The sequence below is a fragment of the Limosilactobacillus portuensis genome (assembly GCF_014838735.1).
Lineage (GTDB): Bacteria > Bacillota > Bacilli > Lactobacillales > Lactobacillaceae > Limosilactobacillus > Limosilactobacillus portuensis.
Window position 1 is genome coordinate 13883 of the sequence record NZ_JABUXQ010000020.1, and the last position, 24370, is coordinate 38252.

At 41.7% G+C, this 24370-nt stretch carries 19 protein-coding genes, 4 tRNA genes and 1 pseudogene; 2 read left to right on the top strand and 22 right to left on the bottom strand.

All coding sequences use genetic code 11. The features are described 5' to 3' along the window. Positions 1–9 precede the first annotated feature (9 nt). On the top strand, positions 10–1350 hold the full coding sequence (locus HUK49_RS07465) for a C1 family peptidase (protein WP_191913247.1): 1341 nt from the start codon (positions 10–12) through the stop codon (positions 1348–1350). A gap of 352 nt (positions 1351–1702) precedes the next feature. On the opposite strand, the gene HUK49_RS07470 is transcribed toward HUK49_RS07465, so the two are convergent. The 22 genes and pseudogenes from HUK49_RS07470 to HUK49_RS07575 form a co-directional block, all read right to left on the bottom strand. Next, positions 1703–2494, bottom strand: coding sequence for a transporter substrate-binding domain-containing protein (locus HUK49_RS07470; RefSeq protein ID WP_191913248.1), 792 nt, complete (start codon positions 2492–2494; stop codon positions 1703–1705). A gap of 15 nt (positions 2495–2509) precedes the next feature. Continuing rightward, a complete protein-coding gene (locus tag HUK49_RS07475) occupies positions 2510–3259 on the bottom strand; it encodes an amino acid ABC transporter ATP-binding protein (RefSeq protein WP_191913249.1) in 750 nt (249 codons plus the stop codon). 14 nt (positions 3260–3273) lie between these two features. Then, complete coding sequence (locus tag HUK49_RS07480; RefSeq protein ID WP_191913250.1) at positions 3274–3969, bottom strand: amino acid ABC transporter permease; 696 nt, start codon at positions 3967–3969, stop codon at positions 3274–3276. 21 nt (positions 3970–3990) lie between these two features. Continuing rightward, a complete protein-coding gene (locus HUK49_RS07485; RefSeq protein WP_191913251.1) occupies positions 3991–5133 on the bottom strand; it encodes a trans-sulfuration enzyme family protein in 1143 nt (380 codons plus the stop codon). Between the two features lie 538 nt (positions 5134–5671). After that, positions 5672–6542 (bottom strand): annotated as a pseudogene (locus tag HUK49_RS07490) (prolyl oligopeptidase family serine peptidase). Then, positions 6529–7227: a 2,3-bisphosphoglycerate-dependent phosphoglycerate mutase gene (locus HUK49_RS07495; RefSeq protein ID WP_191913252.1), complete on the bottom strand. Its 699-nt coding sequence runs from the start codon at positions 7225–7227 to the stop codon at positions 6529–6531. The pseudogene HUK49_RS07490 and the gene HUK49_RS07495 overlap by 14 nt, the downstream one beginning before the upstream one ends. A gap of 167 nt (positions 7228–7394) precedes the next feature. Further along, positions 7395–8354: a beta-galactosidase small subunit gene (locus tag HUK49_RS07500; RefSeq protein ID WP_191913253.1), complete on the bottom strand. Its 960-nt coding sequence runs from the start codon at positions 8352–8354 to the stop codon at positions 7395–7397. Continuing rightward, positions 8338–10317: a glycoside hydrolase family 2 TIM barrel-domain containing protein gene (locus tag HUK49_RS07505; RefSeq protein WP_191913254.1), complete on the bottom strand. Its 1980-nt coding sequence runs from the start codon at positions 10315–10317 to the stop codon at positions 8338–8340. The genes HUK49_RS07500 and HUK49_RS07505 overlap by 17 nt, the downstream gene beginning before the upstream one ends. Before the next feature lie 200 nt (positions 10318–10517). Further along, positions 10518–10603: transfer RNA gene (locus tag HUK49_RS07510), tRNA-Leu, on the bottom strand. A gap of 57 nt (positions 10604–10660) precedes the next feature. Further along, positions 10661–11119: a SprT family protein gene (locus tag HUK49_RS07515; RefSeq protein ID WP_191913255.1), complete on the bottom strand. Its 459-nt coding sequence runs from the start codon at positions 11117–11119 to the stop codon at positions 10661–10663. Beyond that, positions 11112–13289 carry a Tex family protein gene (locus HUK49_RS07520; RefSeq protein ID WP_191913256.1) on the bottom strand — a complete coding sequence of 726 codons (2178 nt, stop codon included), beginning with the start codon at positions 13287–13289 and terminating at the stop codon, positions 11112–11114. Before HUK49_RS07520 ends, HUK49_RS07515 begins: the two co-directional genes overlap by 8 nt. Before the next feature lie 20 nt (positions 13290–13309). Beyond that, complete coding sequence (gene nadE / locus HUK49_RS07525) at positions 13310–14137, bottom strand: ammonia-dependent NAD(+) synthetase (RefSeq protein WP_191913257.1); 828 nt, start codon at positions 14135–14137, stop codon at positions 13310–13312. A gap of 2 nt (positions 14138–14139) precedes the next feature. Then, a complete protein-coding gene (locus tag HUK49_RS07530; RefSeq protein ID WP_191913258.1) occupies positions 14140–15615 on the bottom strand; it encodes a nicotinate phosphoribosyltransferase in 1476 nt (491 codons plus the stop codon). Positions 15616–15665: 50 nt separating this feature from the next. Further along, entirely contained in the window at positions 15666–16367 is a 702-nt protein-coding gene (locus HUK49_RS07535; protein WP_102168585.1) for a GntR family transcriptional regulator, read from the bottom strand. A gap of 149 nt (positions 16368–16516) precedes the next feature. After that, positions 16517–17230, bottom strand: a complete 714-nt coding sequence (locus HUK49_RS07540) for an aspartate/glutamate racemase family protein (protein ID WP_102168584.1) — start codon at positions 17228–17230, stop codon at positions 16517–16519. 37 nt (positions 17231–17267) lie between these two features. Continuing rightward, entirely contained in the window at positions 17268–18917 is a 1650-nt protein-coding gene (locus HUK49_RS07545; protein WP_191913259.1) for an aspartate-alanine antiporter-like transporter, read from the bottom strand. Between the two features lie 90 nt (positions 18918–19007). After that, positions 19008–20408 carry an MFS transporter gene (locus HUK49_RS07550; protein ID WP_191913260.1) on the bottom strand — a complete coding sequence of 467 codons (1401 nt, stop codon included), beginning with the start codon at positions 20406–20408 and terminating at the stop codon, positions 19008–19010. A gap of 78 nt (positions 20409–20486) precedes the next feature. Further along, entirely contained in the window at positions 20487–21128 is a 642-nt protein-coding gene (locus HUK49_RS07555) for a hypothetical protein (RefSeq protein WP_102168581.1), read from the bottom strand. Between the two features lie 76 nt (positions 21129–21204). Continuing rightward, positions 21205–21276, bottom strand: a tRNA-Gln gene (locus HUK49_RS07560). 10 nt (positions 21277–21286) lie between these two features. Beyond that, positions 21287–21369, bottom strand: a tRNA-Tyr gene (locus tag HUK49_RS07565). Positions 21370–21648: 279 nt separating this feature from the next. Continuing rightward, positions 21649–23145, bottom strand: coding sequence for a peptide MFS transporter (locus HUK49_RS07570; RefSeq protein ID WP_102168580.1), 1497 nt, complete (start codon positions 23143–23145; stop codon positions 21649–21651). 340 nt (positions 23146–23485) lie between these two features. Then, positions 23486–23558 (bottom strand) — tRNA-Asn (locus HUK49_RS07575). Between the two features lie 178 nt (positions 23559–23736). On the opposite strand from HUK49_RS07575, the gene HUK49_RS07580 reads away from it, so the two are divergent. Next, on the top strand, positions 23737–24228 hold the full coding sequence (locus tag HUK49_RS07580) for a flavodoxin (protein ID WP_191913261.1): 492 nt from the start codon (positions 23737–23739) through the stop codon (positions 24226–24228). Positions 24229–24370: the final 142 nt, after the last annotated feature.

Below are 24370 nucleotides of genomic sequence, written 5' to 3' on the forward strand. Positions count from 1 at the left end.
TGACCAATTGTGAGTTTTGAAATTGATAATTCCGCAATTAATTATTTCCACGAAGATTATGATCAACGAAAAGAATCCGCTGTCCTCGAAAATGCCGTTACTAAGAATGGGGTTAATGCCGCAAGTTTTAACTGGCACTCAATTGCTGATAACGCGCCCCACTTTTCAATTGATTTAAAAACTGGTGATGTTGCTGACCAAAAGCAATCAGGACGTTGCTGGATGTTTGCTGCCCTGAACACAATGCGTCACGACATGCAACATAAGTTTAACTTACCTGATAACTTTGAACTTTCTCAATCCTACCAATTCTTCTGGGATAAGTTTGAAAAGGCTAATTACTTCTATGAAAATGTGATTAAGACTGCTAAGTTACCCACTGACGACCGCAAAGTCGCATGGCTAATGGCTGCACCACAATCTGATGGTGGTCAATGGGATATGCTTTGCGCCCTCATTGAAAAGTATGGTGTTATGCCTAAATCAGCAATGCCTGAATCATTTAACTCCAATCGTTCTAACGGGATTAATAACCTCTTAAACAATAAGCTGCGTCATGACGCTGTAATCTTGCGGAAGATGGTTAATGATGAACACGCTAATGAAGATGCGCTTAACACTAAACGGAAAGAAATGTTAAATGACGTTTACCGGATGCTTTCATATGCCTTTGGCGAACCAGCAAGTCACTTTGACTTTGAATACCGGACAAAGAAGGATAACGAATTCCACCGGGATGAAAACATTACCCCACAAGAATTCTTCAAGAAGTATGTCGGCTGGAACCTTGACGACTACATTTCGGTTATTCAAGCACCGACTGCTGATAAGGAATACTACAAGACTTACACAATCGACATGTTAGGTAACGTTGTTGGTGGTCGGCAAATTAAGCACTTAAACTTACCAATGGATGAATTCAAGAAGCTGGCGATCGACCAACTTAAGGCTGGTGAAAGTGTTTGGTTCGGTTCTGACGTTGTTAAATATTCAGAGACCAAGCTTGGGATTATGGCGTTAAACACTTATGACTATGCCAAGTTATTTAATACCGACCTAGAAATGACAAAGGCCCAAGCACTTGACTATGGTCAAAGCATGATGGACCACGCAATGGTTCTTACCGGTGTTGATCTGGTCAACGATCAGCCAACCAAGTGGAAGGTCGAAAACTCCTGGGGACCAAAAGTTGGTACTAAGGGTTACTTCGTTATGAGTGACGACTGGATGGATAAGTACTGCTACCAAATTGTCGTTAACAAAAAGTACCTTAGTGATAAGCTTAAGCAAGCTCAAGCCCAAGAACCAATCGTCCTCAAGCCTTGGGATCCAATGGGAACATTGGCGTAGGAAGAGAGTGTCTTCGTCCCAAAGAGTTTCCGGAAAGCTAGCAATTTCTCCTGACGAAGAAGTGAACCAGAAAATTTATTTTCGTCTGTGAACCCTCGCAAGGCTGATTAGACTTCTTGCTATCAACTTGTTGATGAAAGAGGTCAATCAGCTACTGCGCAGATCTTGACTTAGCTGCCTAGAACATCAGTATAGGAAAGATTAGAGTAATTATATAAAACGAAAATTCCCCTAATACTCAGGTAAATTCCTGAATACTAGGGGATTTGTTAGTTAATAGGATGGGATGTCTACTGCAACCGAGCCTAGATCTGCTCGCCCTAACCTTCCGGTGGCTAACGGGCTCACACTCTTATTCTGTAATATCCGCGCCGAAGTACTTTTGGGAAAGCTTCTTGACGGTGCCGTCTTTTTGAAGCTTCTTTAGAGCCTCGTTATATGAAGATTGGATTGCTGAATCCTTTTTATTGAAAAGTGCCGAGATTTTAGTTGGTTTAGCTTCGCTGGAAACGTCAATCATCTTCAATCCCTTTGTACTGTTCTTCTTGCTGTAAGCATACCAAGCTTCACGGGAATTAACTGTCCCTTCAGCACGACCTTGTTTTACCATTGCCACTGAATTGCTAAATTCGCCATTAGGAACAAGGGTACCGTGGTACTTCTTAACAACATCAGCATTGTTTGTCCCTGTACCAGCAACAATCTTCTTGCCGCTGATTTGCTTCAAGTTCTTAATCTTACTATCTTTAGGAACAATTAAAACATACCGAGACTTGATATATGGTGTCGAGAAATTGTACTTTTTAGCTCGTTCTGGAGTCTGTGTAATGTCATTCATCACTACGTCATACTTTCCCGAGCCTAATCCCGCTACTAAAGAATCCCACTTACTCGGGACAAACTTAGCTTTCAAGCCCATTTCCTTAGCTACAGCTTTCCCCAGCTCCACTTCAAAACCAGTTAGCTTATTGTTCTTCCGGTAAGAATAAGGGGAGTACGTTCCTTCAAGCCCAATCGTCAGCTCACCTTTTTGCTTTAATTCTGAGTTTACCTGTGATGATGCTGCGTGGATACTACCGATTCCCGCAGTTGTGCCGACCGTGAGTGCCGCTAATGTTACCAATACCTTTTTCCAAATCTTCATCTTATCTTTCTCCTTTTATTTTAAATTCTCCATGGTCATTGAAGCGATAAAGTTTCTAATCCGTTCATTGGGATTTTCCGCAGAGAAGAATTTTTCTGGTGCCCCATCGTAAATAACTTCCCCATTTTCTACAAAAACAATCTTGTCAGCAATTTGTTTAGCAAATGCCATGTTGTGAGTTACAAGAACCATTGACTGTTTCTCCCGCGCCAACTGTAAAAGAACTTTTAACACACTCAATTCTAATTCCGGATCGAGCGCTGAAGTTGGTTCGTCTAAAAGAACATACTGTGGCTTCATTGCTAGTGCCCGGGCGATTGCGACCCGCTGTGCTTGTCCACCCGACAATTCGCTAGGATAAGCGTCACCGTAATCAGCCATCCCCACTTTTGCCAACAATTCTTTAGCCAACTCATTAGCTTGTTGCCGGCTACTTTTCAGAACTTGAGTTGGTCCTTCAGTAACGTTATTAAGGACTGTCTTATGGGGGAACAGATTATAATTTTGAAAGACCATCCCCGTTTCTCGCCGGATTGCTAACTTTTCCTTACTGCTAACGGGCTGACTAAAATCAATCTGGTGACCATTAAAGTCATACTGACCACTCTCAGGCGTAACAAAAAGGTTTAGCGAACGTAAAATTGTCGACTTCCCTGAACCTGATGGCCCAACAAGAACCGTAATCTGACCTGCAGGAAACTCTAATGTAATATCTCTCAAGACATGTTTGTTACCGTACGTTTTATTAATTTGGGTCAATTTCATTAATCTTCACCTACTTAACTAATTTCTAGCTGACTGCCCAGCCGCTTTTCGAGATAGTGCTGGAGAACTGAAAGAACTGTTGTAAATACCGCATAGATTAAGGCAACTAACGTATACATTAATAGCGGTTGATAATTAGCCGCTGCTATCTGTTGACTAACTTCAAACATTTCCATAATGGTAATTGAGGCAGCCAGTGAAGTATCTTTCACTAAGCTAATGAAACTGTTTGAAAGTGGTGGCAAGGCAACCCGAAGAGCTTGAGGAATAATAATCCGCCATAAAATTTTGAGGCGAGTCATCCCAATCGCCGCCCCAGCTTCCCACTGACCATGATCAACAGAGCTAATTGCTGCCCGAATCGTTTCCGAAGCATACGCTCCAGTATTAAGCGAAAAGGTAATTATTCCCGCTGTAAATGGCTCAAGCTTAATTCCGTGAGGCAATATTCCGCGAATCCTTAAATATGGCAGTCCAAAGAAAACAATAAATAATTGGACCAACAATGGTGTCGACCGGAAAAGCCAAACGTAAAATTGGACAAACCACTTGAAAATCATGAATAGTCCTCGTTGGTGTGACAGCCGAATCAATGCAGTTATCAAAGCAATGATTAAGCCAAAGAAAAATGAAATTAACGCTAAGGGGATTGTATATTTAAATCCCGCTGCTAGAAGTTGCGGTAACGATGTCCTGATTATTTCCCACATGGTTCACTAATCCTTTCTCAGTTAATCTAATTGATCTAACGCTTGTTTTAAGTCAGCAATAATATCTTCAGGGTCTTCAATTCCTACAGATAGCCGAATTAGTTCATCCTTAATTACATTCTTTAACCTAATTTCTCGTGGAATTGAACCATGAGTCATTACTGCAGGCACTTCAATCAAACTCTCAATTCCGCCAAGACTTTCTGCTAAATCAATCAATTGGAGACCTTCAACAAACTTCTTAACATCAAGTTCAGCCTTTAATTCAAAACTAATCATTGCCCCAAAGTTTCTCATTTGCTTTGCCGCAACTGAATGTCCTGGGAAATCGGTTAACCCTGGGTAGTAGATTTTTCCAATCCGTGGATCCTGTTGTAAGAACTTAACTACCGCGGTTGCATTTTCCTGGTGAACCCGCATTCGTGCACCAAGAGTCTTAATTCCCCGTTGTAATAGCCAACTGTCATCTGGACCTAAAGTGCTACCGATTGAGTTCTGCAAAAAGGCCAACTGTTCGGCAACTTGTGGATCCGTTGTTACCGCTAACCCAGCAACCACATCACTATGACCACCAAGGTACTTGGTTGCAGAATGCACAACAATATCCGCTCCCAAAGTTAATGGCTGCTGGTTGTACGGTGTAGCAAATGTGTTATCAACAATTGTTCTTACGCCGTGTCTCTTGGCAATTTTGGCGATTGCTTCAATATCGGCAATTTGAAGGAGCGGATTAGTCGGTGTCTCAAAGTAAACGGCAACCGTATTATCTTGAATGGCATTCTCTACCGCATTCAAATCTTGCATGTCAACGACCGTAAATTCAAAACCGAACCGCTTCAGAACTTTATTGATCAACCGAAATGTCCCGCCATAGACATCACTGCCAACAACAAAGTGATCTCCCTGGGAATAAAGTGAAAAGACAGCGTGAATGGCAGCCGAACCGGATGAAAAGGCAAAGCCAGCAACCCCATGTTCCAATTCAGCAATCAACTTTTCTAATGAGGCTCGGGTAGGATTTCCCGTCCGTGAATATTCCCATTTTGGCTGTCCGCCAAGTTGATGTTGATGGAAAGTGGATGACCGATAAATTGGTGTTGATACGGCTCCGGTTGTTTGATCTTCGCTATTACCGCCGTGAATTAATTGAGTATTGAATTTCATGAGATGTTTTTCCTTTCTTAAACGCAATGATTATTTCAAATAAATGATCTAAAAAAGGCGCAACCTCAAGTTAAACTTGAAATTGCGCCTTATGTACTTACCCCGACAATATTAGCAGGCCAAATTAAATTTGGGTACGCCAAAACGTGGGTCGCATAAGACGCGATCCACAACAACATACAACTGCATTAACAAATTGAATGTTTTTCATGACGTGTTCCTCCTAATAAAGTATGGATAAAATATAACTTATTTATTGTAAGTTGTCAACATAAAAAATTAAAGTAATGGATCATAGCGGACTGAATCGGGATTCTGCGTATCGTTAAGGTAAGTTCTCCAGTCGGTTTATTCTCTTTTACATTCTTTTACATTTCGTTTTTCTTTTACATTTTTTTACATTTTCACGCAAACGATAATAAATAAAAATAGCACCCGACCTGCTCAGTCAAGTACTATCACAATTATCATAGTAGCTTTTTCTCTAGAATATAATCACTGGTAATAGATTTAACTTTTTAACATAACCTATTAATTATTAAAGTTTCAGCTTCTTATCCAAGAATGTCAGCACACGATCATAGATTGCTTGGCTCCAGAAGTCGCGCTCGTGATTGGCATTAGTAACCCGGTAAGCCTCAACCTCGGCACCAACTGATTCCAGTTTTTGCGCCATCTCTTCCATTTGGTGATATGGAACCACCTTATCTGCATCCCCATGGAACAAGTTGGAATGGCGGATATTGCCTTCCCTCAACCACCCGGTAAAGTGGACTCATTTCATGCATAATCTCCGGCCACTTCTTTTTATCCATCCCAAAGAGGCAGTATTTCAAAATATCATTCCCCGGAACCTTATCGGTATACTTAAACGTCTCTTCAACGTCCATTGGCGCGAAACAAGAAACAACTGCCGAAACCGCATCTGACTGATCATCGTAATCGGCCGTCTTATACTTCGGATCATCCCCCGTAAGGCCAACCAACATTGCCGCATTGGCTCCTGACGAAGTCCCCCAGATTGCCACTCGTGAAGGATCAATTGCATACTTCTTGGCATTTGCCCGTAAAAAGCGGATTGCTGTTTTAACGTCTTCAAGAAATGCGGGGAACGGGTGTCCATCCAAAGAATTACGGTGTTGTACCGTTGCGACGATATAGCCGTTCTTTACAAACTGAACCAATTGAGGAATCTTCTCCCCAAACGTTGGTAACCGCCATGAGCTCCCCTGAACAAACACAATCAGTGGTCGTGGCTCAGTAGTGTATTCTTGAGGGTAACGCTGTGTCCATGGAGTTAGAACTTCAAGTTTTAATGCTTGACCATCTGCCGCAGCATAAACGACATTTTCAATTAAGCGAACCTGTCCACTAAGAGTCGGATTGTTCTTAATCTCATGAATTGCCATTCTCTTCACCATCCATTGTAATAAAAGTTTTCTTAGTAATATTTAATGCTGGATCAAATTCATACAGGATCGGCTTCCCGTTTGGAACTTCCACCTGGTCAATTTGATCGTCTGGAATTTGATCAAGATACTTAATTAATGCCCGTAATGAGCTCCCGTGCGCAACAATTAGTTGGTTCTTGCCGTCCATTAATCGTGGCGCAATCTGGTCTTCCCAGTATGGCAACAAGCGTTTTTGGGTCATTGCTAGACTTTCGCTGTATGGCATCTTAACACCAAGACGATCATAGCGCCGTTCGTGTTGCCGCTGCTTCAACTTTGGCGGAACCTCACTGTATCCCCGACGCCACCGATGCAATTGCTCTGCGCCGACTTCTTCCTTAACCTTGGCCTTATTTAAACCACTAAGGGCCCCATAATGACGTTCATTTAGTCGCCAGGTTTTATAAACTGGAATATAAAGCTGATCAATTCTTTCCAAAATAATATCCATTGTCTTGATGGCTCGTGACATATAGGAGGTATGGGCATCATCAAATTGAATCCCCATTTTTGCTAATTCATCACCAACCATCTGTCCCTGTTCAATTCCCTTTTCGGTTAGCGGGACATCGGTCCACCCTGTGAAAATATTATCGCGATTGGCCTGACTTTGACCATGACGAACTATTACTAACTTTGCCATTCTTAGCCACTCCTTTGCCTCTATCTATGATACAGCAATTGTGTACAATTGAACAGGATTGGGTAATGGCGTTTTTTAATTTAAGCCAGGAATAAATAAAAATAAGGGAAAGTGCCTTTTTAGCCGTTAATTCAACGTTGCAGCGCACTTTTCCTTATTTTTTGTTGTTAATTCAAACTAAACGAAAATTCAATATCACGGTCAGCTGGAATATGATATTGTTCTTCAACATCAGCGCCCCAACTATCAATTCCGCCGACACCACGAACTGCTCCGGCAACTACCAGAACTGTCCGTCGAGCCAATGGTAATTCTTCAATATGGGTTGCCGATTCAAGCTCTTCCGCAGTATATGGTAAGCAACTGAAGTTAAATGGCTTACCTGACTGACCGACCTTCAAGGAGAACGGTTCTGTTGAATGGTCAGCATTATTTTCAGTTATTTCCCGGGTAATTTTAAGCTGCTCGGTTTCCATATGCATCCCATTTTCCTGAGGAACTAGGTACTTAGTTACCGGAAGACCATCAACATGGTATTTCCCATGCTCAGCACCAGCCATTCGGTCAGGATAGGTCTCACCAGATAAGCCCTCATAATCGAAGCCAGTTGCCGTGGTTGGCATGATCAATCGAAGACCAAAGACAGGTAAACTAGGAAGGTCCTGATGACCAAAGTAATGAGCGGTAATCCGGATTTGACCATCAGCAGTTACCGTATAAGCCACGGTAACCTTGGTTGCAGGAACAGTTAACGTTTCGTAAGTGAATGTAATCGTTACTTCACTAGCGGTTTCGTTATCCGTAAACTGATTTGTCTCGGGAGCAATTGGCAAATGATTAAACTGCTGGCCGTCAACGGTTAACTGAGTTTGATCGCTAAGACACTTCGTAAAGGTATCCGCGGCTAACCATTGTGCTGACTTAATATTAAAGCCGCTTCCCCGATCATTATCAGTAGTTGCTCGCCAGAATGTTGGGGTCGGTACCCGGTAGAGCCACTCCTTACCATTCAACTTTAGTGATTCCAAACCGCACTTTTCGTAACTAAAGATATAGTGGAAGTCTTCGCCACCAAGTCCCAGCGTTCCGTCACCGTAGATCACGTGTAATTTATTTGTGTAAGCCATAGTAATAACGTACCTCCTGCATTGCTGGTTTTGGTGTCCGGTCAGCAAACATTAGACCATCACCAGAGAACTCATAATCTGAATGACGATCATCAAAATCGCCACCATACCGCATAACCATTTGTCCACTAATTGGATCCTTTACCTGGAGTGCTTGGTCAATGAAGTCCCAAATGAAGCCGCCAAAGTATTGCGGATACTTATCGAGAAGCTTAATGTATGAACCCATTCCACCAGCAGAGTTCCCCATATCATGCATGTATTCACATTCCATAAATGGTTTGTCTGGATTGTTCTTCAAATACTCTTCAACCTGCTTTGGCGGCAAGTACATCCAACTTTCAACATCTGAGATTTGATCCCGATAATCCTTAGTACCACCCTTTGGCAAGTAATTAGCCGGATCCAAGCTTGGAATTTGTTCACTATAATCATGCGTATGACAAACGCCCTCATAGTGAACTAGACGGCTATCATCATGGTCCTTGTAGAATTGTTGCATTGCTACCAAATTATCCCCAGCAAACGATTCATTCCCAAGAGACCAGAACAGGATCGCCGTGTGGTTCTTGAAAAATTCATAGTTACTCCGTGCCCGGTCAATAACCACTTCTCGCCATTGGGGAACAGAACCCGGAACATTATCTGATGGTTCAATTGCGCCCATCTTTTGCCAAGTAGCATGTGATTCGAGGTTGTTTTCAGCCATCATGTAAATACCGTTTTGGTCACAGAGGTAATACCACGGAATTTGATCCGGATAGTGACACGTCCGCACAGCATTAATATTATTTTCCTTAAAGGTCTGAATATCACTCAGCATGTCCTTCATCGTTACTGAACGACCACGGTGATCATCCCACTCGTGACGGTTAACCCCATTAATAATGAGCCGCTTCCCATTTAGCAGGACAACATGTTCAGGACTAATTTCAATCCGCCGGAAACCAAATTGATACGGAACCAACTCGATTAGGTTCCCTGCTTCATCCTTAACCTCAATGATTAATTGATAAAGGTATGGATCATGATTATCCCAAAGGTGAACGTTCTTAAACTCGTGCGGTTCAATCGCAACCAACTCGTCAATCGACTTAGTTTCATCTAGTAAAGTGCTTCCATCATGGTTCTTAACCATAACATGAACGCTTCCAGCCTGTTGACCAGCAAAATTAAGGTCCATTGATAATTCACCATCACGGTAATTATCAGCAACCCGTGGCTTCAACGTGAAGTCTTCCAGGTGAGTTACCGGTTGAGCCAATAATTCAACACTCCTAAAAATACCAGAGAAGCGGAACATATCCTGATCCTCAATCCAGGAAGCGGTGCTGTGCTTAAATACCTCGACCGCGATTACATTATCTTCGTCCTGAATATATGGGGTGAGATCAAATTCAGACGGCGTAAAACTGTCTTCAGCGTAGCCAATGAAATGACCATTCAGCCACAAGTACATTGACCGTTCGACCCCTTCAAAGCGAACCCGAATTTGTTTGCCCCGTAATTCATCATTTAGGTCAAACCGCTTCAAGTAAAGGCCGACAGTGTTATCTGCACCCTCGCTAAATGAGCCTTCTTCAGGATCGTCCTGACTTAATGCATAGGCTGGGCGACGATAAATCTTCCCCTCCCATGGAATTAAGGTATTAATGTAATTATTCTGTGCATAGTCGCTTAGCTCAATTTCACTTGGAACTTCAATCTGATCAAAGTTGCTAGCGTCAAAATCAACCTGATAAAAGTTGCTAGCGTCAAAATCAACCTGATAAAAGTCCTTAATCCTTTTCTGAGGTGTTTGGGCAAACTTAAATTGCCACTGACCATCAAGGCTCTGTTCAAAACTACTCTTGTGTCGTTGCCATTCCGCATAATTGCGGTAAAAGTGGTGGTCACTATGTGCTGGCAATTGATTAACCCGAAATGTCTCCGGATCATCCAACCATTTTATCTCTGCTTCCATCGACAAAATGCCTCCTCAAAAAATCATTACAGTTTAAGTATAGCGCTTTCATCGGTGTAAAGATAGGCTTTACTAGACAAGAGCAGCTGATAATGACCAATTTCTATGATGAAAAAAGCATTAACTAGCCATTTTCAAGAATGCTTAAAATTTTTAAAAACAAAAAAGCACTTAACCAAACAGTTAAGTGCTTTTAGCAGTGCGGCCGAGAGGACTTGAACCTCCACGGTCATAATCGACCATAAGATCCTTAATCTTACGCGTCTGCCAGTTCCGCCACGGCCGCATATCAACCAACGAATATTATTATAGCAAGATCCCTATTCGTTGGCAACAACTTTTTTTAATTTTTTAGGATAAAATGGTGGCCACACCGTCTGCAGACATAACGGGCAGTGTTAAAACGGCGTTGACGCGCGATCCTAATCCCACATCCGGTACATTGGTAATACCAATAATGACGGGAAGTTCGTCTGGTTTTCGCTTTACTCGTCGCTGGTGCAAAACGTGAACCACCAACCCTAGCTAACAATCGACGAAAATCTGTACTCCGGTGGCGATAGTCACGTCCGGTTAAGTGAAGGTGGTAGTGACAAAGCTCATGAAGCACTACTCGTTTCAAGTTAGCCAAATTAAATTCGGTGTACATTAGTGGGTTAATGTCAATATGATGATCATTTAAGTGATAACGACCACCAGTAGTTCGTAAACGCGAATTAAAGAAGATTTGATGTTTAAATGGTCGGTGGAAACTTTCCATCGACCATTTTTCAGTTAACTCTTGTAATTGTTGATTATTCATTTGTCCCATCTTGAGGTGCAATCATTGTTAGTTGGATCCGTTGACGCTTAAGATCAACATCATCAATCCAAACATCAACAATATCACCAACTGAAACGGCTGCTCGTGGATCCTTAATGAATTGTTTACTCATTTTGGAAACGTGAACCAGGCCATCATGTTTTACACCAATATCAACAAACGCACCAAAGTCGACAACGTTTCTCACTGTTCCCTGGAGTTTCATCCCCGGCTTTAGATCGTCAATCTTCATTACATCTTGGCGAAGTAGCGGTGCGGGCATCGAATCACGTAAGTCACGACCCGGCTTTTGAAGCGATGCAATAATGTCCTTAACCGTTTCTTCACCAGCATTTTCCGTAGTAAAGTCATCAACAGCAATCTTCTTTAACTGCTTTTCGGCAGCGTCAGAGCCGAGATTATCAACATTAATCTCAGCGGTCTCCATAATCTTCTCTGCAATTGGATAGCTTTCCGGGTGAACATCGGTATTATCAAGCGGATTATCACCATTAACAATCCGTAAGAACCCAACCGATTGCTGATAAGCCTTAGGACCCAATCTTGGAACATCCTTCAACTGCTTTCGGTTAGTGTATTTTCCATGCTCATCACGGTATTTAACAATGTTCTTCGCGGTGGTCTTGTTTAATCCAGAAATCTGGGTTAACAGTTGGTAACTCGCAGTGTTCAGGTTAACTCCCACGCGGTTAACTGCCCGCTCAACAACTGCATCAAGCTCACCAGCTAGTTCCTTCTTTGGCAAGTCATGTTGGTACTGACCGACACCAATTGCTTGTGGTTCAATTTTCACTAGTTCAGCAAGTGGATCTTGAAGTCGCCGACCGATGCTAATTGCACTCCGTTGTTCAACATGAAGATCAGGGAATTCATCCCGAGCTTCCTTACTTGCGGAATAAACGGAGGCCCCTGCTTCATTCACAATCACGTAGTAGACCGGCCGCTTTATTTTCTTCAGAGTGTTCACAACAAACTGTTCAGATTCACGACTAGCAGTCCCATTACCAATTGCGATCATTTCAACATGGTATTTTTCAATTAAATCAATTAATTGTCCTTCAGCCTTTGCCCGCTCTTCTTCTGGGGCCGGTTTATGGGGATAGATAACCGCCTTAGTGAGGAACTTCCCGTTTTCGTCCAGTACAGCTAACTTACAACCAGTCCGGTAAGCAGGATCAAAGCCCAAAACGACTTTTCCCTTAATCGGTGCCTGCATTAATAAATGATAAAGATTTTCACCGAAGACCTTGATTGCTTGCTGATCTGCAGTTTCTGTTAATTGACGACGAATTTCCCGTTCAATTGCTGGTCCCAAGAAGCGCTTGTAAGAGTCTGTATAGGCATCCTCGATCAATTTAACCGCGGCATTCTCCTTGCTCGTCCGAATCAACCGGAAATGGAGGTAATTCAGAACTGCATCATCATCAACGTTAACCTTAACGTTCAAAATGCCTTCCTTTTCTCCCCGATTAATTGCTAGTACTTGGTAAGAACTTAAATCCTTCACCGGACTTGTAAAGTCGTAGTATTGTTCATACGTCTTTAGCTCGTCCTTTTCCTTACCATTACGCTTGACGGTAGTAACTAATTGACCATGTTGACTCATAAAATTCCGCAACCAGCTCCGCACAGTTGACATCTCACTAATTGCTTCTGCCAGAATTTCGTGTGCACCATTCAATGCATCTTCAACAGTCTTAACGTCATCGTTTAGGTACTTTGCTGCTTCAGTTTGTGGATCAGTGTCGGGATAAGTTAATAACCAATTAGCAAATGGTGCCAGACCATGCTCACGAGCAACTTGCGCCTTTGTTTGCCGTTTTTGCTTATATGGCAAGTAAAGATCTTCAACGGTCTGTAGCTCAGTTGCCGCTAAAATTTGCTTTTCCAGAGCAGGAGTCAGCTTACCAGCTTCCTTGATTTTATTAATAACGGTTTGCTGCCGATCAAGCAGTGTCGTCGCGTGCCGATATTGGTCATGAATTTCTTGAAGTTGCACTTCATCCAACGTCCCAGTCGCTTCTTTTCGGTACCGGGCGATGAATGGAATGGTATCTCCCTCATCCATTAACTTCAAAGCTGCTTTAATTTGTGATTCATGCAGTTTTGGAAGTTGCTTGTTTACTAATTTAATCGATTTTTCGTCCATACAATCCTCCGTCAGTAATTTTACCGCCACCAAGTATCAGCGGGATTAATTGGCTGATGACGCTTGTGTTGTGTTCGCTTGTACCAGTTTTCAATTGTCTTGGCTGCTTTTGAATCAACATCCTTACCTTCGAGATAATCATCAATTTCCTGGTATGAGACTCCCAGTGCTTTTTCATCAGGCAACATTGGCTTGTCGTCTTCCAGATCAGCAGTCGGTACTTTTTCATACAAGTGTGCTGGCGCATTTAAGTATTCTAATAACGCTTTCCCTTGACGCTTATCTAATCCGGATAACGGTGTAACGTCAGCACCACCATCCCCAAATTTAGTATAAAAACCGGTAACTGCTTCAGCCGCGTGATCTGTGCCGACAACCGCACCACCGTATTCACCAGCAATTGCATACTGAACAATCATCCGTTCACGAGCCTTAATATTGCCCTTATTAAAATCACTGATATTGGCGCCTGCCATAGTTAATGATTCAAGTAATGCATCGGTTCCCGGTTTAATGTTAACCCGCATCATCTTATCAGGATGAATAAATTGGTCAATTGCCATCATCGCATCAGATTCATCCGCTTGTTCACCATATGGCAGTCGGACCGCAATAAATTGGTATCCTTGATCGTTAGTTTCTTGACGAAGCTTTTCCACCGCTAATTGCGATAAACGACCAGCCAGTGATGAGTCTTGACCACCAGAAATTCCCAGAACGAGTGTCTTCATCCCAGTCTTCTTGAGGAAACTAGCTAAAAAGGCAACCCGCCGTTCTACCTCAGTTGCTGGATCAATTTCCGGCTGGACATGAAGAGTTTTAATGATTGTTTCTTGTAAACCAGTCATCGCTATGCCTCCCCATTATCAAGCGTCTTTACATATTCGTGAATCCGGTGAATCATGTTGAGCTTATTGTCGTAACACTTCTGTGAAAGATCTACCGGATATACTTCTGGATTAAGATCCCGCTTGTATTCATCCCAAAGTGCATCTAGGTTTTGCTTTCGCCGTTTTCGTGTCTCCTCTAGGCTTGGTTCATCATAAACAAATTGCCCATCTTTCCAAATATCCTTCAGCATTGGCCGGGCCTTAAAGTCATCCACATCCTTTTGCTGAAGAGGGAAATCAGGATTGAACATATTTAGTGAGCGTTGGTCGCGCGGATCTTCATCAGCTAAGGTAATGTAGTCACCTTCACTCTTGTTATCCGCACAGTCATTAATCCGCCAAACCTGCTTTTTCCCAGGAGTCGACATTTTGCTAATATTATTCGATAGCTTAATCGTATCAACCATCTTGCCATTATCATCTTCAATCGCAACGAGCTTATAAACTGCTCCCAACGTTGGTTGATCATAAGCGGTAATTAGCTTTGTTCCAATTCCCCAAACATCGATCTTTGCACCCTGCATTTGAAGATTTTGAATTGTCTTTTCATCAAGACCATTTGAGGCAAAAATTTTAGCATCCTTAAAGCCGGCATCATCAAGAAGTTGCCGAACCTGCTTTGAGAGGTAGGCCATATCGCCACTATCAATTCGTACTCCAAGGAAGTTGATTTTATCACCGAATTCCTTTGCAACCTTAATTGCAGCTGGAACCCCACTCTTCAACGTATCAAAAGTATCCACAAGGAATACACAATTATGGTGAGTTTCAGCATAGGCCTTAAATGCATCATAATCATTACGGTAAGCTTGAACGAGCGCGTGGGCATGGGTCCCAGAGATTGGAATTCCAAATAGCTTACCGGCACGAACGTTACTGGTTGCGTCAAACCCACCAATATAAGCAGCCCGGGTTCCCCATAAGGCCGCATCAAATTCCTGTGCCCGACGTGTTCCAAATTCCATTACCGGTTGATCTCCAACAATCGATTTGATCCGCGAAGCTTTGGTTGCAACCATAATTTGATAATTAATAATATTTAACAGTGCTGTTTCAACTAATTGAGCCTCTATCATCGGTGCATCAACTTGCAGAATTGGCTCATGGTTAAATACCAAGTTGCCTTCTTCAAAGCTCCTAATTGAACCAGTGAACTTAAAGTCTTTCAAGTAATCTAAGAAGTCATCAGCAAATTGACCAGTTGACCGGAGATAATCAATGTCACTTGCCGTAAAATGAAGACTTTTAATATAACGAATAATATGATCCAGACCAGCAAAGACTGCATAACCATTTTGAAATGGCATTTTGCGGAAAAAGGCCTCAAAAACGGCCCGGCGGTTTCCTTGCCCTTGCTTCCAATATGTTTGCATCATGCTAAGTTCATACGCATCGGTATGAAGAGCTGTACTATCATCTGGATAATTAAATTTCATTGTTCAGTATCCTCTCACTTATGTTAATAACCAACATTGTAGCACGATTTTTACTTTTCCAAAACGAACTCAAATCGTGAGCCAACGTATTGAGTATGGACGTATTCAAATGGTGTTCCATCCTGCAAATAAGATAATTGTGTCATTCGTAATAATGGATCGCCACGCTTAACATTTAAATAGGTCGCAATTCGTTCATTCGCTTTAGTCGCGGAAATATGCTGAACTGCATGCCCAGGATAAAGGTGCGCCTTGTGTTCAAGAGTTTCCCAAAATGAAGTTGTTACTTCTTCTTTGCTTAACCCCTTTACTAGGTTAGCTGGGATGGTTGCTACCTCAAAACAAATCGGAACGTCATTCCCTGACCGAATTCGTTCCATCCGGACAACCTGATCCCCTTCTTTGAGATCTAATTTTTCAATTTCAACTTGAGAAGGGATCGTTAAATGGTACGAAATAGTGGTACTGGAGGGAACCTTTCCCAAGGACTTCATCAGGTCCGTAAAGCTTGTTACTCCAGACATCCGTTCCTGAACTTTCCGGTTAGCAACAAATGTTCCGGACCCAACCCGGCGTTCAAGAATTCCTTCATCGACAAGTTCTTGAATTGCTTGCCGTAATGTCATCCGGCTAACATTAAATTGACCAGCCAGTTCCCGTTCAGCAGGAATCTTTTCGCCAACTTTCCATTTACCATCCTCAATGTTCTCCCGTAATTGATTATGGATTTTAATATATATTGGTGAACTCATGCTGCTCGTCCTCCTTACACCATTTAGAACAATAATTAGCTATTTACAATTGTAACATCAATTAATAGGATTAGACCAATTTCAAAACAATTATTAAAAAAAGGTTCTAACGTTTTTTAGTAACTGCCAGAACCTTTTCAGTAAATTTATTAATTTTCGTTACGAATTTTCATTGCCCGTTCAAGAGTCCGGTCAACGATAATTGATTGTGAATCAGCAACCGGATACTTAGTTTCAGGATCCATCTCTTCAGCATAGGAAAGCTCCGTGCAGCCAAGGATAACAATGTCACAGTGCTCTTCCTCAATCATCTTTCTAACAAGCTCATGGTATTTTTCACCGTTGGAATGACCACTTTCTTTAATATCATGGTAGATTAAGTCCTCAGTCATTTCCTGAATCTCAGGAGTAGCCTTGACTTCCTCATAACCCGCGTTTTGGATATAAGAATCGTAAATCCCAGATACCATTGTTCCATCGGTTCCTAAAAGACCAACTCGTTTTGCATCAGGCTTTAACCGCTTAATTTCGTTAACTGTTTCTTGAAGCATGTTAAGAATCGGAATATCAGTAGCTGCTTGTAGCTCATCAAAGGAATAGTGGGCCGTATTGCAAATTAAAACAAAGAACTCTGGCTTAAGGAGACTCTGCTGTTTAATATCCTCAATTAAAGCCTTAGTTGGACTTGGCTTACTGTGATCAAGGATCCAGCTTGTCCGGTCAGGAACCGTTGCGTGGTTAACCACGATGTAATCTAAATAATCCTGATCACGCTTCGTTGGTGTTCGTTGATCTAAAATCCGCATATAACTTTCAGTGGCTAATGTTCCCATTCCACCAAGAACTGTAAAAAATTTTTTCATGATTATAACCTCACTTTATGGTTTCTGATTTCTTCTCTTAAGCTAATAAAGCAACAAAAATTGGTCCTAGTAAGGTAATCCCGACATTTCCCATAATGTAGGCCGGTGTTAATGCAGCGGCAAAATATGCCCCACCTTCTGAGCCGGCTTGATCAGCAATCTCTGTCATTGCTGCTGCACAAGTTCCTGAACCTGTTAACCCACCAATTAGTGCTAAGGGTTCCATATGGAGAATATAACGACCAAATAGCAACGTTAACAGGTGAGGAGCAATCGCAATAACCGCGCCAATAAACAACACGCCAATTCCTAATGACTTAATCGCACCAGTGAACGCTTGAGCTGACTGAAGGCCAACCGTCCCAACGAAAAGCGTTAGTCCCAAATTTTGGAAAAAGGCGGTCACTGTTGGTGGAATTGAATCGTGATCACGGTGACGGGAAATCCACGTACTCAGGGCTAATCCCATTAATAACGCGGCAACACCATTTCCTAGTTGTAACGGAATTCCATTCAATTTTAGTCCTAATATTCCTAATAAGGAAGCACCAGCAATCCCCAGTGAAAAGAGTGAATAGTTAATGGCTAACGCACTGGTATGCCACCGTCCCATTTTCTTTAAGATCGCCGATGTTCGTGATGTGTTCCCGGTTAATGAAATTACATCTCCGGGACGCAGTTGATTAAATAACTGTTCATTTCCCGTGTCCGGATCCTGAATATTAATGAAAACTCCATGTTGCCGTAAATGAGCTAACTGGGTCGGCTTGAAGTTCTTTCCTAAGACAAATTTCCGTTCTCGTGGTGCCTTTGTTGGCGTTAGAACTTCGGCAATTCCCTTAATACCGTGCATTCGGTCAAAGTGAATCGCATACCCAATTACCGTTATCAGATCGCCAGGCTGCAATTGATATTCCAAGTGGTCAGTCATTTCATCGCCATGAAAGGCAACCAACGCAATTAGCCGATAGTGACTCCACTTGTTAAAACCACCAATTGTTTTACCGACCAATGGCGAATCGTCATTCAAGCGATACGTCCGTCGCCAAGTTGGGTTAGGGTTCTTGGCATGGAAATGATACTTCCGTGCCATAAGCGGTCCCCGTGTATTTACCTTAATTCCAAGGAGCTTGGGAGCAATATCCCGAAGAAAAATAATAACCCCTAGCGTCCCAAAAACATAGGTTAATGCATACGCAACGGGCAATTGCGCCTCATAAGTTGAACGAACAGCACTGCTTACCGGTAGAGCGCCGATTGTTCGCAACGAACTAGCAACGGTTGAAGACTGAGTCAATGAACCAGCAATAATCCCCGAAGCAACCCCTGGTCCAATATGAAATGCTACAAACAATCCCCATGAAACAAGAAAAGCCGCTACCAACCAAAAAATACTAATAATCAAAATCCGTGACCCGAAGATCTTCAGGCTCGTCATCATCTGTGGTCCTATGCGATAACCAACAGAAAACATAAAGGCCCCGAAGAAGATTGTGCCAAGCATCTCATCACGCGGGAAGGCACCAATTTGACCAACAATCAACGTCACAACCAATGTTGCCACCGTTGCGCCAATGCTAAACCGACCCCCAATTTTATAATCCCCAATTGCAAAGCCTAAAGCCATGCAGATAAACAAGGTAAAAACCTGGTTATGAACCATAAAGTGAATAATTGTATCAACCATAAGAATTTCTTTTTTATCCCTCAAACAATTCCTTGAATCTGTTCATTACAGTCATTCATTTTAACATTATCCACGGCTTAAGGCTATCTACTAGTTAAGCTTATTCTTTTCTTGAATTCGATAATTCAAAATAACGGTAATAAGGGTCACAAAAGCCAAGCAGGTTACGATTAAGTAATCAATACGGCCCCCGATCATTGTCCGGTTAATTAACGAACCGGTTGATTGATTCTGGAAATAGGCAACCAAAGATGCCAGCAATCCGGTCCCCATTGATCCAGCAAATTGCTGAACCATGTTAAATACCGAATTAACATCAGAACTATTTTCCTGCTTAACCAGCATTGAAGCATTTGAAATTGTACAAGAAAACGAAAGATTAAAACCAACTCGTAAAATCAAGAAAAAGGTAGCGACGGTTAACGCATTCAGGCTAGATTGAAAAAGAATAAAGCATGACGCTCCAATAACCAGTAAGACACTCCCGGTAATAACCGGCTTAGCATATCCCTGCTGATCGGCCCACCGACCGCCAAGTGGCGCGATGATTGCCCCAATTGCGGAACCAGGGAGTAATACTAAGCCGGCAACCATTGCGGACGAATGAAGAACATATTGCATGTAGACCGGAATAACCAACGAGATTCCAATATTAATAAATTGGAGATTAAAGTACGTAATGGTCGAGAGCCGAATTGGTACTACTCGAAAAATTGAAAGATTCAATAATTGAGAGTGTCCTGAATTATTAACGTAAATAAATAGCAAGGAGAAAATTATCCCTAAACATAAACTAAACCAGAATCGACCCGTTAAGCCACCATTACCGATCAATGACACTGAATACACAACCAGAACTAATGCCAACCCTAATAAGAATAAGCTCAAGTAACTAAAATGCTTGGAATTGCCAATTGGCTGAGTATTAATTGTTAGTTGACCAATAACTAAACTGATTAAGGCTAACGGTAAGATTAACCAAAAAATCATCAGCCAAGACATTGTTTCTGAAACAATTCCACCGTATGTCGGCCCAATTGCGGGAGCAAACGAAATTACCATTCCTGCAAATCCAGTCATAATTCCCTTCCGATTAGCTGAAATTTCCGTAAAAATCAAATGGAAGAGGATTGGTGTTGACAGCCCCGTAGCCATTGCTTGAATTAACCTTGCAACTAGCAATACCGGAAAGTTAGTTGCGCAAGCGCCAATTACATCCCCCACAACAAACACTCCAACAGCAACAAGCGCTAGTTTTTGTGCAGGAAATTGGCGCAAAAGATATGCCGTTGTTCCCATAACAATTGTCACCATCAACAAATATCCAGTAGTAATCCACTGGATAACGTCAAGAGAAACGCCAAAAAACTTTACTAGTTCCGGATAAGTAACGTTCATTGCGGTTTCGTTTAAAATTCCGACAAAGGTTAATAATGCCATGGAAAAAATTGCCGCATAGGTATGATTACCCTGTTTTATCTTCTCTATCATCTTTTCACCTCAATTTAGATCAAAAAAAGCCATGGCGATAAGCTCCGCCACAGCATCTCTTATTATTCTAACAGCTGATTATTCTTTTTCCAATGCCATTAACCATTCTTTCGTTCCCTGATCTAATTGAGGGTCAATTGTTAACGGAAATGGCTTGAACAAAGTTGCGATCTGCTGCCAGTTAATTTTATTCCCTTGATAAACTGCCTGGAGAAGACGACTTTTCGTCATTTCTTGAATTTGCTTGCTGACTGGACGATTTAAAAACGTCATTGCAGTCGCCTTAGTCGCTAATTCTTCTGCCACCATTTTAGTTAAATCTTCTTTAGTAACCGTTCCTGAAACAAGGATTTGCTTTTTTAGCGGTACTCCTGGAAGTTCACGACGAATAAACTGCTGAAGGACTTCCCATCCCGCAATGATCTGGCGATAAAATTGCCAAGGAACTCGACTATTTAATTTTTTCAATAGTTCTGGAATAGTGGCATTCAAATCTAGGTTCCGTTTTTGACAAGCATCGAGGATTTCAATTAGGAACCGCTGATTACTTTCTTGGATGTCCTTTTCCAACCTTTTCTTACTTGTCAAATTGAATCTTAAGACTACATAGTCCACAAATTGTTCATCATCAATTACGTTTTGCTGAGAATGCTGCTTTACCCTAAATTGATTCAGCTGTTTTAGACGACTAGACTTGGCAAACTGCCCTTGCTTAGGCATTGTAATTTCCCCTTTACATTAACCAGTTAAATATAAACAAAAAAGCCACCAACCAAACAGTTGGTGACTTTGGCAGTTGGGCTAGCTGGATTCGAACCAGCGCATGACGGTACCAAAAACCGTTGCCTTACCGCTTGGCTATAGCCCAATAATAAAAGTGGAGGAGGGTGGATTCGAACCGCCGAACCCGAAGGAACGGTTTTACAGACCGTCGCGTTTAGCCAGACTTCGCTACTCCTCCATAACAACGTGATAGTTAAGTAGTAACAATCAACGTTTATTATAATATCGAACTTTGCTGAAAATTGCAAGGATTTTTTGAGAAAAATTAAAAAGAGCTTGTGGCATAAATACTTTTACTAAGTTCAAATACAAACAGCGCGGTACGCAAATGGGTTCCAGTGTCCGGTATAACCGAACTCTGGAACCCTATTTGCGCTCGCGGGGGCGTGAAAACGAAGTCATAAATGACTTCTGTCACGCTCCCTTTCATCTTTAACAATTGTAATTTATAAATGGTTTAATTTACACCATCCATCAAACTGTGAATCTTCTTAACGAAGAACATCAGAATGATACCAAAGACGATACTTACGATTCCGACAATCATGAAGTAAGGTACTTCAGTTGCGGATGAGTAGTACTTAACGATTTGGGCATTCACAGCTTGACCAGCTGAATCGGCCAAGAACCACATACTCATCATCTGAGACTTAAAGGCCTTTGGCGCAAGTTTAGTCGTTACTGACAAACCAATTGGTGAGATTAACATTTCACCAATTTCAACAATAAACCATGAACCAACTAACCAGAATGGACTAACCCGACCTGCTGTTCCGTACATCATTCCTGGAAAAGCCATTAAGATGTATGATAATCCAGCAAAGACAAGCCCTGCAGAGAACTTACCAGGAGCACTTGGTTGACCCTTCCAGTGATCCCACAGAGCAACGAATACTGGTGTCAGAATCATAATGAATAATGGGTTCAAGGTCTGGAAGTTAGCAGCTGCAAAGTGCCAGCTACCAATGTGAAGAACTGTCCGTTGTTCAGCAAATAATGCTAAAACAACTGAACCTGACTCTTCAATTGCCCAGAAGATTGCCGCTGCAATAAAAAGTGGGATATAAGCAATAACCCGTGACTTTTCAGGCTTGGTAACCTTCTTGGAATTTAACATCATAATGAAGTAGTAAATTGGCAGTGCAATTGCAATAAACGTAATGATGTTAATGATATTCGTGATATTAAGCTGACCCATAGCAGCTAATAACCCAAGGACAACGACCAAGACAGCAACACCAACAAGTGTCCAGATAATAATTGGCCGTAAATCGTCCTTTTCAATTGGGTCATTAGGATAAAGACTATCCTTAGAAAGGTACTTCCGACCATCAAGAGTATATTGCAGTAACCCAAAGAACATTCCGATTGCAGCTAGTGAGAAACCAGCATGGAAGTTCATTTCATTACCGAATAAGTGGAAGCCGAAACCATTAGCAGCCCACGGAACAGCCCATGGCGCAACAGCCGCACCCAAGTTAATCCCGAAAACAAACATACTAAAACCAGAATCACGCCGTTCGTCATCTGGACTGTACAAGCCACCAACCATTTCAGAAACGTTTGGTTTTAATAAACCAGTACCAATAACAATCAACGCAATTGAAACGTACAATGCAGTAACGCCAGCTGGCAATGACAAGGCAATGTGCCCAAACATAATCAGCACACCACCAATGAAGACAGTCTTCCGAGAGCCCCATACACGGTCAGAAAGCCACCCACCAACAACACTTGATAGGTAAACTAATGAACCATAGATCGCCATAATTGAAGCAGCTGTGGCTTGGTCCATGCCCAAACCACCCTTAGTTACGGCATAGTACATGTAGAATAGCAGGATGGCACGCATCCCGTAGTAACTAAACCGTTCCCACATTTCAGTGAAGAACAGAGTAGACAGCCCTCTTGGTTGTCCAAAGAAGGCTGTATCTAAGTTTTTCTCTTTACTCATACAATTCCTCCAAATAATATCTTCAGGAGATAAAATAAGATGTGAAGGTTAATTATTTTTTAAAAACTTTCACATTAAAAATTCAGAATATAATTATTATAGGCGTCTAATTTGAAAGCGTCAATTCAAAAATAAATTTTTAATGAGAATAAACAGCAATAGGTAGCCATTTATAGTACAATTATTTAAATTTAAAGATCAGGTTATTAACAGTCTCACTACCATTTAATTAATTATTTTAAGTTAGTCGTTATTAATTGACTAACTTTATAAAGTTCCTCTCATTTTTACTGTACAAAAAAACTGGAAAGAAATTTATTCTTTCCAGTTGATTCATGAACTCCGGCAGTCAGACTCGAACTGACGACAACCTGATTAACAGTCAGGTGCTCTACCAACTGAGCTATGCCGGAATAATATGTTATTACTATCTCAACAACGAAATTAATTATACAGGAAAATAACGGAAGTAGCAAGCAGAGATTTCAATTTACTAATTAACTTTTTCATAATGATGAATTATTTGCTGGTGAGCGCTCTATCAACTATAATACTTATGAAAAGTAAGAGAACTTTGAGGAGGCTTTTAATATGGCTAATACACTTGTCCTTTATTTCTCCGCTACGGGAACAACAAAGAAAGTGGCAGAAGAAGTAGCAGAAAAGCTTAATGCTGATATTGCAGAAATTCATCCAGTAACTCCATATACTGATGAGGATCTTAATTGGCATGATGAGTCAACCCGAGCTACAGTTGAACAAAAGCAAGAACATGATGGTCGGGTTCCAATCAAGAGTGACTTGCCAGCACTTGATAGTTATGACAATGTGGTAATTGGTCACCCAATCTGGTGGGGAATTCCGCCACGCTTAATTGCTGCTACCATTGATGCCCTTAATCTTAACGGCAAGCATTTGGCAACCTTTGGAACATCGAGTAGTACAGGCTACACTCGAGCACAATCCAATATTGAGCGGACAATTAAAGAAAATAATTATGACGTTAAACTGAATAAGGGTAACGTCTTAAATTCACAATCAGCAATCGATAGCTGGTTAAACTCGCTATCCTTAGCTCATTAATCATCATTAAAAGATCCGAGATGCTAGTTCATAGCGCTTCGGATTTTTTAGTTATTAATTTAGTCTCCACCAGCTCTTAATTAAGATCAAAAAAGCTTTCAACAACGTTCATAAGACTCGCTGTTGAAAGCTTTTATAATGA